The sequence below is a fragment of the Martinezella rhizogenes genome (assembly GCF_027460065.1).
GTDB classification, from domain to species: Bacteria; Pseudomonadota; Alphaproteobacteria; order Rhizobiales; family Rhizobiaceae; genus Agrobacterium; species Agrobacterium rhizogenes_C.
Window position 1 is genome coordinate 200,946 of the sequence record NZ_JAPYZZ010000001.1, and the last position, 15,408, is coordinate 216,353.

A 15,408-nucleotide genomic window follows, 5' to 3' on the forward strand; every position below is an offset into this window, starting at 1 on the left:
AATTCATAATTTCACATAACTGAGTCTGGCATTTTTAAATCGATTAGATTATTGATGCCCCAACCTTTGAAGATCGAGAGAATCGATATGAGCAGTCAGATCATTCCTGTTGAACCTTTTGATTGTGTCGTTTTCGGCGGCACGGGCGATCTTGCCGAGCGCAAGCTTCTGCCGGCCCTTTATCACCGCCAGGTCGAAGGCCAGTTCACGGAGCCGACCCGCATTATCGGCGCGTCGCGTTCGGTCATGACCCATGAGGAATATCGCAAATTCGCGCAGGACGCCCTGAAGGAGCACCTGAAGGCCGGCGAATATGACGATGCGCAGGTTGCCGTGTTCCTGAACAGGCTTTTTTATGTGCCCGTTGATGCGAAGGGCAGCAATGGCTGGGACGTGCTGAAGAAGCTGCTCGATGAGGGCAAAGAGCGCGTGCGCGCCTTTTATCTGGCCGTCGCGCCCGGCATTTTCGGCGATATCGCCGACAAGATCCGTGAGCACAAGCTGATCACCCGCTCGACCCGCATCGTCGTCGAAAAGCCGATCGGCCGCGATCTCGCCTCCGCGCAGGAACTCAATGACACCATCGGCCACGTCTTCAAGGAAGAGCAGATATTCCGCATCGACCACTATCTCGGCAAGGAGACGGTGCAGAACCTGATGGCGCTGCGCTTCGCCAATGCGCTTTACGAGCCGCTGTGGAATTCCGCCCATATCGACCACGTACAGATCACCGTTGCCGAAGCGGTCGGTCTTGAAGGCCGCGCCGGTTATTACGACAAGGCCGGGGCGCTGCGCGACATGGTGCAGAACCATATCCTCCAGCTTCTTTGCCTCGTGGCCATGGAGCCACCCGCTTCGATGAAATCGGAAGCCGTGCGCGACGAAAAGCTCAAGGTCCTGCGGTCGCTGAAGCCGATCGATACCAGCAATGTCGAAAAGCTGACGGTACGCGGCCAGTACCGCGCCGGCGCTTCCGCCGGTGGTCCGGTCAAGGGCTATCTGGAAGAGCTGGAAGGCGGCGTTTCCAACACTGAAACCTTCGTCGCCATCAAGGCCGAAATCGCCAACTGGCGCTGGGCGGGCGTTCCCTTCTACATCCGTACCGGCAAACGCCTCGCGACCCGCGTTTCGGAAATCGTCGTCACCTTCAAGCAGATTCCGCACTCGATCTTCGACGATGCGGCCGGCAAGATCGAAGCCAACAAGCTGGTCATTCGCCTGCAGCCGGATGAAGGCGTCAAGCAGTCGCTCCTCATCAAGGACCCCGGCCCGGGCGGCATGCGCCTGCGTCAGGTCTCGCTGGACATGAGCTTTGCCGAAGCTTTCAACGTGCGCAGCCCCGATGCCTATGAACGGCTGTTGATGGACACCATCCGTTCCAACCAGACGCTGTTCATGCGCCGCGACGAGGTCGAGGCCGCCTGGGACTGGATCGACCCCATCTTGAAGAGCTGGGAAGATCTGGGACAGGGCGTACAGGGTTACACTGCCGGCACCTGGGGCCCGAGCGGTTCGATCGCACTGATCGAGCGCGACGGCCGCACCTGGCACGATGCCGACTGAGGGCCTGGCGATGAGCGAAACGATCCACGTCTTCGACACCGCCGCCGAACTGGCCACCGCTCTGGCGGCGGAGGTTGCCAAGCGCCTTGATGCGGCGACCAAGGAACGGGGGGCCGCAAGTATTGCGGTCTCCGGCGGCTCGACACCGAAACTGTTCTTTCAGGCGCTTTCCCGGCACGATCTCGACTGGCCCAATATCAGCGTGACGCTGGTGGACGAGCGTTTCGTGCCACCGGAAAGCGACCGTTCGAACCATCGCCTCGTTGCCGAAAATCTTCTGCAGGACAAGGCGAAGGCGGCCTATTTCGTGCCGCTGTTCCAGCCGGCGGCCTCGCCGGAGGATGCGGCCACACTTGCCACCGTCAAGACCGAAGCGATCTGCGATCCTTTCGACGTCGTCATTCTCGGCATGGGAACGGATGGCCACACGGCATCGTTCTTCCCGGGCGGCGACAATCTCTACGAAGCGCTTGATCTCGACGAGCCGCGTGGCGTTTTGACCATGGCGGCGGAAAATGCCGGAGAGGAGCGGTTGACCTTCAACTTCTCCAGCCTGCACGATGCCGATTTTCTGGTGCTGCATATCGAAGGCGCCGCCAAGAAGGCGACGCTGGAGAAAGCGCAATCGGGCGAGGATGAGGACGAAATGCCTGTTCGCGCCGTGCTGAACCGGGCAGAAACGCCCGTGGATATATACTGGGCGCCATAAGCCACGCGGCCGCCGCACCTGCGGCCCGCGAAAACGCCCAACGACATGAAGACTGAAACACGACAACCGGCCGCTCACCTCCCGGAACGCCGGTTGCCGACCAACGAACAGGATGAACGCCCATGTCCGCCGATTCCCGCATTCAGGCCATTACCGCCCGCATCGTCGAACGTTCCAAGCCCTACCGCGAGACCTATCTCGAGCGGCTGCGGCTGCAGGTCTCAAAAGGCGTTCACCGTTCCGTGCTTTCCTGCGGCAACCTTGCGCACGGGTTTGCGGTCTGTTCCCCCGCCGACAAGGATATCCTTGCCGGCGACCGGGTTCCCAATCTCGGCATCATCACCGCCTATAACGACATGCTTTCGGCGCACCAGCCTTACGAGACCTTTCCGGCGATCATCCGTGATGCGGCAAAGGAAGCGGGCGGCATAGCGCAGGTGGCTGGCGCGGTTCCCGCCATGTGCGACGGCGTGACCCAGGGCCAGCCCGGCATGGAGCTCTCGCTGTTCTCCCGCGATGCCATCGCCATGGCGGCCGGCATCGGCCTCTCGCACAACATGTTCGACGCCGCCGTCTATCTCGGCGTCTGTGACAAGATCGTGCCCGGCCTCGTCATCGCCGCGCTCGCCTTCGGCCACCTGCCCGCCGTCTTCGTCCCCGCCGGCCCGATGACATCGGGTCTGCCGAATGACGAGAAATCACGCATTCGCCAGCTTTATGCCGAAGGCAAGGTCGGCCGCGAGGAGCTTCTCGAAGCGGAATCGAAATCCTATCATGGCCCCGGCACCTGCACCTTCTACGGTACGGCCAATTCGAACCAGATGCTGATGGAGATCATGGGTTTCCACATGCCCGGTTCGTCCTTCATCAATCCCGGCACGCCGCTGCGTGATGCACTAACGCGTGAAGCAGCCAAGCGCGCGCTCGCCATCACCGCGCAGGGCAATGAGTTCACGCCGGCGGGCGAGATGATTGATGAGAGATCCGTCGTCAACGGCGTCGTCGGCCTGCATGCAACCGGTGGCTCCACCAACCACACCATGCATCTGATCGCCATGGCGCGTGCCGCTGGCATCATCCTCACTTGGCAGGATATTTCCGATCTTTCCGACATCGTGCCGCTGCTCGCCCGCGTTTACCCCAACGGCCTTGCGGATGTGAACCATTTCCACGCCGCCGGCGGCATGGGCTTCCTCATCAAGCAGCTGCTGAAACAGGGCTTCGTACACGATGACGTGCGCACCGTCTTCGGACAGGGGCTTGCGGCCTACACCGTCGATGCCATGCTTGACGAGAAGGGCGCTGTCACCCGCCAGCCCTCCCCCGAACAGAGCCATGACCCGAAGGTTCTTTCCAGCATCGAAACGCCGTTCCAGCCGACTGGCGGCCTGAAGATGCTGACCGGCAATCTCGGCAAATCGGTCATCAAGATTTCCGCCGTCAAGCCGGAACGCCATATCATCGAGGCACCGGCGATCGTCTTCCATGACCAGCAGGAGCTTCAGGACGCGTTCAAGGACGGCAAGCTCAACCGCGACTTCATTGCCGTCGTGCGCTTCCAGGGACCGAAGGCGAACGGCATGCCGGAACTGCACCGCCTGACGCCGCCGCTCGGCGTGTTGCAGGATCGCGGCTTCAAGGTGGCGCTGGTGACGGATGGGCGCATGTCCGGCGCATCCGGCAAGGTGCCGGCCGCTATCCACGTCACGCCCGAAGCCTCCGATTGCGGCCCGATCTCGCTCATCCGCGATGGCGACATCATCCGTCTCGACGCCATTTCTGGCTCGCTCGAGGTGCTGGTTTCTGCCGCCGAGCTGGCGAAACGCGAACCGGCGCGCGCCGATCTCTCCGGCAATGAATGGGGCATGGGCCGCGAACTTTTCGCCCCCTTCCGCCGCAATGCCGGCCCGGCCGATCAGGGCGCCAGCGTTCTGTTCCATTGATCGTCCGAAAGGCGAAAACTGATGCGGTTTTCGCCTTTCAACCCTGCTTTGCAGCATCGCCCAACTGCACTTTCTCGCCCCTGACGGTCCGGTGCAGAAACCGCTTTATTTCCCATTTCTGAAACGCCAAACTTGTCATGCGGCTGTGATGATTGCCCTTTAGGGCCTTCTCAACAGCCGGGGGACGGTGTTGCAGTTTCGGATGATGGGGCCAGGACATGACGATTTTCTCGAGCAAACGCCGCGATGTGCTGAAGCTTATGGCAGGCACCGCCATGCTGCCGCTGTTGGTGGCGGCGACGCCTGTTATGGCGCAGGATGTGGCGCTGCGTGCGATCATCATCTCCGACCTGCATTCGGCCTATGAGCGTATCGGCCAGCTTCTCGCGGCAATAGAAACCCGCATTGCCGCCGACAAGGTACCCCATATCATTCTCCTGAACGGTGACCTGTTCGAGATCGGCAATGCGGTGGCGGCACGGTCCGCCGGTGAAATCGAGTGGACATTCCTCGCGGCGCTCGCCAGGCTCGCTCCCACCGTCATCAATATCGGCAATCACGAGCCTGATATCGACAATGACCTCGCCAATTTCGTTACCCGCGCCCAGGCGCTCGGCATCACTGTGTTTTCCAACATCATCGACAAGCGCAGTGGAAAACCCTATGCGCCTGACAGGGCCGAGGTGAAGGTCGGCGATCGGAAGGCCATCCTCGCGGGCCTCGCCACCAATGCGATCAACACCTATCCCAAGGCCACGCGCGAGATGCTCGACATTCCGCAGCCGGTCGAATGGGCGAAGGCCAATCTGCCCGAAATCGTCAAAGCGGACGCGATCAATATCGTTCTGAGCCACGCCGGTGTCGTCGCCGACCGCGATATCCTGCCGCTGCTGCCTGATGGCACGCTGCTGGTCGGCGGCCATGATCACCTGAACTTCGTGCATGAACAGGGCGCGACGCGTTATGTCCATACCGGCTCCTGGTGCACCTCCATGACGGTGGCGACGATCGCCGCTCCCGGCAAGGCTGCCGCCATCGAGACTGTCACCATCGATCGTGATGCTCCCGCATCCCCTGCCCTCAAGACCCTGATCGAGCAGACCCTTCAAAAGCACCTGACCGCGGAAGAGCGGGAAATCGTCGGCAAGTCTGCCAAGGCGATGACCGTCGATGAGGCCGGCCGCCATGTGGCGCAGCTTATCGCTGCAAAAACCGGCGCCGATGTCGGCTTCGTCGGCCACACCTCCTTCGGTGCTGGTCTGCCGGAGGGCGACATTCGCCGCTACGACTTCAACGCCTCGCTGCGTTTCGACGGCAAACTGATGGTGACGGAGGTGGATGGCGAGGCGCTTGCTGGAATCCTCAAGCGATGCAATCAGGATGGCGACATTCCGCTCGCCGCCCGCACCGGCGACTATCTCTACGCCATGCCGGAAAAGCCGGAAAAGAAAGACCGCTACAAGCTCGTCTGCAACGACTGGTCAGCCACCAACCAGAAATCCTATTTCGGCCGTGGCGACCTGACCTTTACCGAGGTGATGGATGTGAAGCTGAAGCAGACGGTTCTGGGCGGACTTTCTTAAAGCTGCAGATCATCCGGGCCTCAGAACGAGCGGATATCCAGCTTCCGGTCCCTATGGGCCGGATGGGTGCTGAACACGAAAATACGGTCCAGTTCCTTCTGTGTCAGCATGCGCAGGAAGCGGACGTGGATGGTGTTGTTGGCGTTGACGCGCAACATGACGCAGCCGATCTTACTGATGCGGGCGTCGGGAATATCGAGATAGAACTGGTTGGGCAGGTTATATTTCGTCAGCAGTGCCAGCACCGCTTCGGTCTGGGAGATGCGGATGACGTCGCAGCGGCGCGCCGCCATGTGCATCACGGCCTTTTCAGTATATTCGATGCGTGCCGCATTCATGGTATCTTCCATGCGAAACCGGCTTTCGCGGTCATACATGAAGGATTCTTCCTTGCTCAGGAAATGGTTCCTGATGACACCCGCCCCGCTCTGCACGCCCAGACTCCCATGCTCATTCAATGGCTCGAGACTAGGCCATAGTCTTTAACAATTCATATCAGGGCCCTCTTAAACAGAGCCGGAAGCGGGACATTTCCGGTGTTTTTCCACAAGGGCAAAAAAGCCATGAAAGACCCCGGAACGGCAGTGTTCCGGGGTGAACTTTTCAGATCGCGGTCCCTTATGGGCGGTAGGTCTTGCCGGCGGCGTCAAAGAGGTGGAGCTTTTCCTGTGGCGCCGCAAACCGCAGCGTTTCACCCTTGCTGACGGAAACTATGCTCGGCACCTTGACGATAATCGGCTCCTGGCCTTTCGGCGCTTCAAGATAGAGCAGTGTCACTTCACCCAAAGCCTCGACAATCGTGACCTTGCCTTCGAAAAGGTAATCATCGCCGGTGACGATGCTGAGATCTTCGGGCCGAACCCCGAAGCTCGCAGCCTTACCTTGCTCGGTGGCAGGGGTCGGAACGCTGACGGCAAGCGTCTTGCCACCGGCCAGTTCGATTGACGTGCGTTCGCCGGTTCCGACGATCTTCGCGGCGATGATGTTCATGGCGGGCGAGCCGATGAACTTCGCCACGAAAAGATTGGCCGGCCTTTCGTAAAGTTCGAGCGGCGGGCCGACCTGTTCGACACGGCCGGCATTCAAAACGACGATGCGGTCCGCCAGAGTCATTGCCTCGACCTGGTCGTGGGTGACGTAGATCATCGTCGTATCGGCCATCTGCTCGTTGAGCTTGGCGATCTCGATACGGGTGGCGACACGCAGGGCAGCGTCAAGGTTCGACAGCGGCTCATCGAACAGGAAGACCTTGGGATTGCGGCAGATGGCGCGGCCGATGGCGACGCGCTGGCGTTGGCCGCCGGACAGAGCCTTGGGCAGACGTTCCAGATATTGCGTGAGCTGCAGAATTTCGGCGGCGGCGCGAACGCGGCGGTCGATCTCCTGCCTGTTTTCCTTGGCGATCTTCATGCCGAAGGCCATGTTGTCATAGACAGTCATATGCGGATAAAGCGCATAGGACTGGAACACCATGGCGATGCCCCGGCGCGAGGGCGGGATTTCATTGACCAGCTGGCCGTCGATGAACATCTCGCCGCCGGTGATTTCCTCCAGACCGGCGATCATGCGCAGAAGCGTCGATTTTCCGCAGCCGGACGGGCCGACAAAAACGATGAATTCGCCCTGCTCGATCGAAAGATCGATGCCGTGCAGGACCTTCACCTGCCCGTATGATTTGCGGATATCCTTGAGAACGAGACTTGTCATGGGTGGTCCTCCCTGTTCTGTCAGGCGTAACGGGCGAAGAAAGCGCCCCATGCCGGAAGTTCTACGCTTCTGCCTTCAAGGCCGCTTGCAAAGCCGTGACCTTCGAGAACCTCCCAGTTCCCTTCCGGCAGCGTGGCTTTTGCCGGCGTTGCGGACAGGTTGAAGAGGCAAAGAACGGTTTCGTTGCCCAGCTTGCGGGTATAGCTCAGCACCTCGCCCTCAACCGGCTGGAATTCGATACCACCCTTTGCGAAGGCCGGGTGCTGCCTGCGGAAAGCGAGGAAGCGGCGGTAATGTTCCAGCACCGAAGCTTCATTGCCCTGCTGGGCGCTGACGGCGCGCTGCTTGTGTTCGGCCGGAATGGGCAGCCATGTCTTGTCCGACGTCGAGAAACCAGCCTGTGCGTGGCCGGCATCCCACACCATCGGCGTGCGGCAACCGTCGCGGCCCTTGAATTCCGGCCAGAACTGGATGCCGTATGGATCCTGCAAATCCTCAAAGGCGATATCGGCTTCGGTGAGACCGAGTTCCTCACCCTCATAGATGCAGACGGAGCCGCGCTGCGTCATCAGCAGCGCCGAGAGAACCTTGGCGAAAGCGTCCTTATCCTCGACATGCTCGCCCCAGCGGCTGACATGGCGAACCACATCATGGTTGGAGAACGCCCAGCAGGCCCAGCCTTCCGGTGCGGCTCTGGCGAAATCCGCCTGCACATCGGCAACACGCTGCGGGGTGAGCGCATCCGGCGCCAGGAATTCGAAGGCGTAGCACATCTGCATCTTATCGTCGCCGGACGTATATTCGCCGACGATTTCGAGGCCACGCTGACTATCGCCGACTTCACCGACGGCGGCAATGTCGGGGAATTCGTCCAGCACGGCGCGGAAACGCTTCAGGAAGGCGATGTTTTCCGGGCGGTTCTTGTCGTAGAGGTGTTCCTGGAAGTTATAGGGATTGACCGCAGGTGCCGTGGAGGCATTGCGGCGCTCCGGCGCCAGCGCCGGATTGTCGCGCAGCTCAAGGTCATGGAAATAGAAGTTGATGGTGTCGAGGCGGAAACCATCGACGCCGCGCTTCAGCCAGAAACGGGTGATGTTTAGCAGCTCTTCCTGCACTTCAGGGTTATGCAGGTTGAGGTCCGGCTGCGAGGTCAGGAAGTTGTGCATGTAATATTGCATGCGGGTCGGGTCCCACTGCCAGCCCGGACCGCCGAAGATCGACAGCCAGTTGTTGGGCGGCGTGCCATCCGGCTTGCCGTCCGACCAGACATACCAATCCGATTTCGCATTATTGCGGCTGGCGCGGCTTTCCACGAACCATGGGTGCTGGTCCGAGGTATGCGACATGACGAGGTCGATCATGACGCGGATGCCCAGGCGATGGGCCTCGGTGATCAGCCCGTCGAAATCGGCAAGCGTGCCGAACATCGGATCGACATCGACATAATTCGACACGTCGTAGCCGAAATCCTTCATCGGCGAGGTGAAGAAGGGCGAAATCCAGATGGCATCTGCACCGAGGCCGGCAATATGCGCCAGCCGGTCGGTGATGCCCTTGAGGTCACCGATACCGTCGCCATTGGAGTCCTGATAGGAGCGCGGATAGATCTGATAGATAACAGCGCCGCGCCACCAATCCTTGTTGGGAGTCAAAGCGGAAGTCACCGAAGCGGTCATGGAAGTGTCCTGTCTGGTATGGGCGTTCATGGAATGTCAGCCTCCCTTGACGGAGCCTGCAAGCAGGCCACGCACGAGATAACGTTGAAGAGCAAAGAAGACGCAAAGCGGCACGATGATGGTGACAAAGGCCGAAGCGGTGAGGATTTCCCAGTTGCCGCCGCGCGAGCCGAGCAACGCGTTGAGCGCACCGGTCAATACCAGTTCGTCCTTCTGCGTGCCGAGGAACACCATGGCGACGAGCAGGTCGTTCCAGGTCCACAGGAACTGGAAGATGGCGAAGGAGGCGAGCGCCGGGAAAGAGAGCGGCAGGATGATCTTGACGAAGATTTCGAAGTCACTTGCACCATCCACGCGGGCGCTTTCGATGATCTCTTTAGGCAGGCCGGAAATATAATTGCGCAGCAGATAGATGGCGAGCGGCAGGCCGAAGGCGGTGTGCGCCAGCCAGATGCCGGCATAGGTCTTGGATGGCACGCCGAAGATGGTGCCGATTTCATTATAGAGCCTGAGAAGCGGGATCAGCGACATCTGCAGCGGCACGACGATCAGGCCCACCACCATGGCAATCAGCAGATTGCGGCCGGAAAAGCTCATCCATGACAGCGCATAGGCGGCGAAGGCGGCAATCAGGATCGGGATGACGGTTGCCGGCACGGCCACGGTGAGTGAGTTGACGAAGGACTGGCCGATGCCTTCCGAGGTCAGAACCGTGCGGTAATTGTCGAGCGTGAAGACGGGCGGCGTCGCGACGGAGATGTAGACGCGCTTTCCACGCGCGCCCTCGAAGCTCGAAGCCTTGCTATATTCGTAGGTGCCGTCCGTATTGATGAGCAGAGTTTCGCCATCGCCGATATCGGCCGGTTCACCGGCATTGAATGCTCTCGGCTCCTGAACGCGCACGCCGAAGGCGGAGACTTTTCCGCCGGCACCGTTTTCGAAGACATTGCCTGATATCACATAGCGGCTGCCGTCCTGCTTCTGCACGGAAGCATCGGCGAGGCGCACTGCCGAGGTCTGTTCGGAACTGGAGAAGGCCGTCCACCAGCCGGACACGGTAATCTGGTCCTTGTCGCGCAGTGAGCTGACGAGAATGCCGAGCGTGGGCAAGAGCCAGAGAAGCACGACGACGAGGACGCTGGCATGGACGATGAGGCGCGGCAGGCCGACGCGGCGCAGGCGTTTGACGATATTCATCTCAGCGGCCCTCCATCTCGCGGTTTGCCTGGCGGATGTTCCAGACCATGATCGGGGTGACGGCCGCCATGATGATGAGCGCGATCACAGCACTTCGGCCGCTGTCACCGCCACCGCGGAACATCCAGTCGAACATCAGGTTGGCGAGAACCATGGTGTTCCACTGGCCATTGGTCATGGTCAGCACGATGTCGAAGACCTTGAGCACGAGAATGGTGATCGTCGTCCAGACGACGGCGATGGTGCCCCAGATCTGCGGCACCATGATCTTCCAGAAAATCTGCCAGCCATTGGCGCCGTCGATGACGGCCGCCTCGATGGTTTCTTCCGGGATGCCGCGCAGCGCCGCTGACAGGATGACCATGGCGAAACCGGTCTGAATCCAGATGAGGATGACCATCAGGAAGAAGTTGTTCCAGAAAGGCATGGAAATCCACACCTCGGGGCTGCCGCCGAAAAATTCGACGACGGCGTTGAGGAGGCCGATCTGCACCTGACCCTCAGCGCGGTATTCATAGATGAACTTCCAGATGACCGACGCGCCGACGAAGGAGATCGCCATCGGCATGAAGACGATGGATTTGGCGATATTGCCCCACCAGATTCGGTCGGTCATGACGGCGATGACGAGGCCGAAGAAGGTGCAGGCGGCCGGCACGACGGCCAGCCACAGAATATTGTTGAAGATCGACTGGCGGAAACCGGCATCGAAGAAGGCCCAGCGATAATTGGCAAGGCCGACGAATTCAGCGCCTGTCCGGTCATAGAAGGACAGGATCAGCGTGGCGACGACGGGATAGACCAGATAAACGAGCAGCAAGATCAGCGCCGGGCCGATGAACAGCCAGGGCCGGACGGCGGCGCGGCGGTTGAGGTTGCGGGATGCGTGAATGACGTCGCCCGAGCGGACGGGAAAGATCACCTGCAGCGCCTTGTCGGATAGCCAGTAATAGGCAGCGCAGGCAAAAACGCCGGCTACCATGACGCCGATGGCGGACACGAGTTGTTGAGCCATGTTCCCTCCCTTGATCCTCTCCGCGCCGCGCTGATTTATGCGGTCGTCGGGGCAGTTCTTTCGGTGAGGCCCGGCAGCAAGCCGCCGGGCCTTTTTATCGCAGATTCTGATCGGAAAACCGCAGAACAGTTTTCCGGAATCTGCCTGGCCGATGGTTACTTCAGGCCGTCCCAGGCCTTCTGGATATCGGCAGCGACCTGATCGGCGGATTTGCCACCGACGAAATCGATCATGCCGGTCCAGAATGCGCCAGCGCCGATCTTGCCGGGCATCAGGTCGGAACCATCAAAGCCGAAGGTCGTCGCCGTGGTCAGGATTTCACCCTGACGCTTCATCTGCTCATTGGCATAGGTGTCGACATTCACACCCTTATACGGCGTCAGGAAGCTGGACTGCGCCATCCATACTTCATGAGCGATCGGCGTCTGCAGGAATTCGACGAATGCCTTGGCCGCGGGTGCTTCCTTGGTGACCGTGACGAGCGTGCCGGCGCCGAGAACCGGCTTGCCGAGTTCAGGCTTGGACGCATAGGTCGGCATGTAGAAGAAATCCGCATCCGTTCCGACCTTGGTGCCTTCGGGGAAGAAGGACGGGATGAACGATGCCTGATGGTGCAGGTAGCACTTCGGCGGAATGTCGAAGAGGCCCTTCGGGCTGTCGCGGAAGTCGGTGGAGGCCACGGCCGCAACGCCGCCGCTCACATATTTTTCGTTCTTGGCGAATTTGCCGAATTCGTTGATCGCCGCAACCACGGCCGGATCGGTGAACTTGACCTCGTTGGTCGTCCATTTCTGGTAGACGTCGAGCGGCTGCGTACGCAACATCAGGTCTTCCACCCAGTCCGTTGCCGGCCAACCGGTCGCGCCGCCGGAGCCAAGACCGATGCACCACGGCGTGCCGCCATCGGCGACGATCTGGTCCGTCAGCTTGAGCAGGTCTTCCATGCTCTCGGGGACCTTGTAGCCCGCTTCTTCGAAGTTCTCAGGCACGTACCAGACGAGCGACTTCACGTCGGCCTTGAAGGGGAATGCAAAATAGGCCTTGTTGCCGTCCTTGCCCTTGTAGCTGCCGAGATCGACCCAGGACTTGCCAGCGCCGTAATTTTCCTCAACCCATTTGGCAGTGTCATCGCCGAGCGGCACAAGGAAACCCTTGGCGGCAAGGTCGGCCAGAAGGCCGGGCTGCGGCAGGATGGCGATATTGGGCGGCGAACCCGCCTGCGTATCGATAACGATCTGCTGTTCGTAATTTTCCGACGAGGAATAACGGACATTCACGCCGGTCGCATCGGAGAAATAGGCAAGCACCGACTGAAACAGCGCCTCATCCTCACCACGCCAGGGGCCGAAAATCGTCAGCGTCTGACCTTTCAGGTCGGCATGGGCCGCCTTGAAGTCCTCGTAGCTTTTCCAGTTGAACTTGGCATCTGCGCCGGGTGCGAATTTCAGATCGGCAGCAAAGGCCGAACCCGACAGCAGCACTATCGAAGCCGCCGTCGCCAAAAGAGTCTTCCGCATGTGATTTACCTCCCATCACATAAAAGGCTCAAAGCGTCCTCTTCCAATCAAAGCGCTTTGGCTGCCTATTCATCTCATTGTCATTGAGACCGAGTCAAGAGGCTCTTTCTGCGGAAACGTTGCAGCACCTTGGGAATAGTCATATTTATTTCGGAAGGCGGCTATCATTTTCGATTGAGAAAAGCGGATGGGGCTGTTAAAAATCTAAAGCGCTTTGGGAATGTGAGGAGCGGCTTTTAGCCTTTTCCTGAGCGCGCGCATGGAGGAAATGACAGACATGAACCTGAAACAGTTGTCGCAACTGCTGGGGATTTCGCAGACGACCATCAGCCGGGCGCTCAACGGCTATCCCGAGGTGAGCGCGGAAACCCGCCGCCGTGTCATGGAAGCCGCAGAGAAGACAGGATATCGCCCGAATGCCGCGGCGCAGCGGTTGGCCACGGGCAAGGTCGGCTCCATCGGTCTTGTCATGCCGATTGGTGAACACCATCGCTCCGACGTGCATTTCGGTGAGTTTCTGAGCGGGCTGGGTGAAGAAGCCTCGCGCAGTGGCTTTCATCTCGTCATCATGCCGACCGAACCGGAAAATGAACGGGACGCGCTTCGGGGACTGGCGGCGAGCGGCAGCGTCGATGGCATCTATCTCGCCTACATGAAAAATAACGACCCACGCATCGCCATGATGCAGTCGCTCTCCCTGCCCTTCCTTGTGCATGGCCGCTCCGTCGGCGTGGAGGAGGATTATCCCTATCTCGACGTGGACAATGAAGGCGCCTTTCGCGACGCGACCCAGCTTCTCCTGCAGCTTGGCCATACGCGCATCGGCCTGCTAAATGGCCCGGAAGGTTATGATTTCACCTACCGGCGCTGTCTCGGGGTGGAAAAGGCGCTGGCGGCCAATGGCCTTTCCCTGCATCCGGATAATAAACGGCACAGCAGCATGACGGATGAAGAAGGTTATCTCGGCATGGAGGCGCTGCTGTCACGTCCGGAAAAACCGACCGCCATTCTCTGCGCCAGTACGGCGCTGGCGCTCGGGGCAATCCGTTCGCTCAATCAGCGGGGGTTAAAGCCCGGCAGGGATATTTCGCTGATCGCCCATGACGACGTGTTGCCGCTTTTGAAGCCCGATAATTTTTCGGTGCCGCTGACCACCACGCGCTCGTCGCTAAGGGCAGCCGGGGTGCGCGTGGGTCAGCGCCTGATCAATCGCATCAAGCTCAACCAGACGGAACCGCATCAGGAACTCTGGAAGGCGGAACTCGTGGTGCGCGCTTCGACGGGGCCGGCTCCGAAAGCGTAAGGCCGATGGTCTCATCCTAAAGCCATGCGGCTGAAACCGGATAGATCGCTGGCACAAGGCGTTTTCTCGCTTGCGCACCCCTCCACCCTCATTCCCGTGCTTGTCACAGGAATCCAATCGACGCACGTTTGCGCGGCGGGAGAATCCTTTCAGCCCAAGGACTTGGGCTGGCTGGATTCCTGTGACAAGCACAGGAATGAGGCGAAGTATCCCCTTTTGCTCTCCGCGATTCTTAGAACTTCGGCGCCTTCAGCCCCTGAGCACGATAGGCAGCGATGACGGTGTTGGCCATCAGCATGGCGATCGTCATCGGGCCGACACCGCCTGGAACCGGCGTGATGGCGGCGGCCACAGCGCTTACCTCGTCAAAGGCGACATCGCCCACCAGCTTCGATTTGCCTTCGCCCTTTTCCGGTGCGGCAATGCGGTTGATGCCGACATCGATGACGGTCGCGCCGGGCTTTACCCAGTCGCCCTTCACCATCGCCGCGCGACCGACCGCAGCCACGAGAATATCGGCCGTCTTGCAGACGGTGGCGAGGTCTTTGGTGCGCGAATGCGCCATGGTCACCGTGGCGTTGGCATTCAGCAGCAGTTGGCCCATGGGCTTGCCGAACAGGTTGGAGCGGCCGATGACAACGGCGTTGAGGCCGGAAAGGTCGTCGCCGTGAATGCCGCGCACGAGCAGCATGGCGCCGGCGGGCGTGCAGGAGATGAGACCGGTGGCGAGATCGCCGGTCGCGAGCTTGCCGGCATTCAGCACGCTGAGGCCATCAACATCCTTCTCGGGCAGGATCGACTGGATGATCTCATCCGAATTGAAATGTTTCGGCAGGGGCAGCTGCACCAGAATGCCGTGGATCGACGCATCGGCGTTCAGTTCGCCGACCAGCTTCAGAAGCTCAGCTTGAGTGGTTTCTTCCGGCAGCGTGTGCTGGACGGAGTTGAAACCGCACTGCTTGGCCATCTTGCTCTTGGAGTTCACGTAAGCGTGGCTGGCCGGATCATTTCCGACGATGACAACCGCGAGGCCGGGCTTCACGCCCTTTTCCGCCTCAAGCGCTTCTGCCGATTTGCGGACCGCCTCCGTTACCGAAGCCGCCTTCGCCTTCCCGTCAATCACAACTGCCATGCGTCCTGCTCCTGCTGGGTTACGTAGGCTCCGTATGGTGCCCCCGTCGCAGGAATGCAAGCT

General features: G+C 60.2%; 12 protein-coding genes. 5 read left to right on the forward strand and 7 right to left on the reverse strand.

Features of this window, described 5'->3' with window-relative positions; all coding sequences use genetic code 11:
• Positions 1–87: 87 nt before the first annotated feature.
• The 4 genes from zwf to O8B93_RS00965 all read left to right on the forward strand — a co-directional run bounded on the left by zwf (position 88) and on the right by O8B93_RS00965 (position 5,798).
• Positions 88–1,563: a glucose-6-phosphate dehydrogenase gene (gene zwf, locus O8B93_RS00950; RefSeq protein WP_269707973.1), complete on the forward strand. Its 1,476-nt coding sequence runs from the start codon at positions 88–90 to the stop codon at positions 1,561–1,563.
• Positions 1,564–1,573: 10 nt separating this feature from the next.
• Positions 1,574–2,272, forward strand: a complete 699-nt coding sequence (gene pgl / locus O8B93_RS00955; RefSeq protein ID WP_269707974.1) for a 6-phosphogluconolactonase — start codon at positions 1,574–1,576, stop codon at positions 2,270–2,272.
• A gap of 122 nt (positions 2,273–2,394) precedes the next feature.
• Positions 2,395–4,215, forward strand: coding sequence for a phosphogluconate dehydratase (gene edd, locus O8B93_RS00960; protein ID WP_269707975.1), 1,821 nt, complete (start codon positions 2,395–2,397; stop codon positions 4,213–4,215).
• Between the two features lie 218 nt (positions 4,216–4,433).
• Positions 4,434–5,798: a metallophosphoesterase gene (locus O8B93_RS00965; RefSeq protein ID WP_269707976.1), complete on the forward strand. Its 1,365-nt coding sequence runs from the start codon at positions 4,434–4,436 to the stop codon at positions 5,796–5,798.
• A gap of 20 nt (positions 5,799–5,818) precedes the next feature.
• On the opposite strand, the gene O8B93_RS00970 is transcribed toward O8B93_RS00965, so the two are convergent.
• The 6 genes from O8B93_RS00970 to O8B93_RS00995 form a co-directional block, all read right to left on the reverse strand.
• Positions 5,819–6,175 carry a hypothetical protein gene (locus O8B93_RS00970; RefSeq protein ID WP_269708619.1) on the reverse strand — a complete coding sequence of 119 codons (357 nt, stop codon included), beginning with the start codon at positions 6,173–6,175 and terminating at the stop codon, positions 5,819–5,821.
• Positions 6,176–6,416: 241 nt separating this feature from the next.
• Positions 6,417–7,505, reverse strand: coding sequence for an ABC transporter ATP-binding protein (locus O8B93_RS00975; protein ID WP_269707977.1), 1,089 nt, complete (start codon positions 7,503–7,505; stop codon positions 6,417–6,419).
• A gap of 20 nt (positions 7,506–7,525) precedes the next feature.
• A complete protein-coding gene (gene bglA / locus O8B93_RS00980) occupies positions 7,526–9,181 on the reverse strand; it encodes a beta-galactosidase BglA (protein ID WP_269707978.1) in 1,656 nt (551 codons plus the stop codon).
• A gap of 36 nt (positions 9,182–9,217) precedes the next feature.
• Positions 9,218–10,378, reverse strand: coding sequence for a carbohydrate ABC transporter permease (locus O8B93_RS00985; RefSeq protein ID WP_269707979.1), 1,161 nt, complete (start codon positions 10,376–10,378; stop codon positions 9,218–9,220).
• A gap of 1 nt (position 10,379) precedes the next feature.
• Positions 10,380–11,393, reverse strand: coding sequence for a carbohydrate ABC transporter permease (locus O8B93_RS00990; protein WP_269707980.1), 1,014 nt, complete (start codon positions 11,391–11,393; stop codon positions 10,380–10,382).
• A 155-nt stretch (positions 11,394–11,548) separates the two neighbouring features.
• Positions 11,549–12,910, reverse strand: a complete 1,362-nt coding sequence (locus O8B93_RS00995) for an ABC transporter substrate-binding protein (protein WP_269707981.1) — start codon at positions 12,908–12,910, stop codon at positions 11,549–11,551.
• Positions 12,911–13,187: 277 nt separating this feature from the next.
• Between O8B93_RS00995 and O8B93_RS01000 the strand changes: the two genes are divergently transcribed.
• On the forward strand, positions 13,188–14,213 hold the full coding sequence (locus tag O8B93_RS01000; RefSeq protein WP_269707982.1) for a LacI family DNA-binding transcriptional regulator: 1,026 nt from the start codon (positions 13,188–13,190) through the stop codon (positions 14,211–14,213).
• Positions 14,214–14,445: 232 nt separating this feature from the next.
• Here the strand turns inward: O8B93_RS01000 and folD are convergent, their stop codons facing one another.
• Positions 14,446–15,345: a bifunctional methylenetetrahydrofolate dehydrogenase/methenyltetrahydrofolate cyclohydrolase FolD gene (gene folD / locus O8B93_RS01005; RefSeq protein ID WP_269707983.1), complete on the reverse strand. Its 900-nt coding sequence runs from the start codon at positions 15,343–15,345 to the stop codon at positions 14,446–14,448.
• Positions 15,346–15,408: the final 63 nt, after the last annotated feature.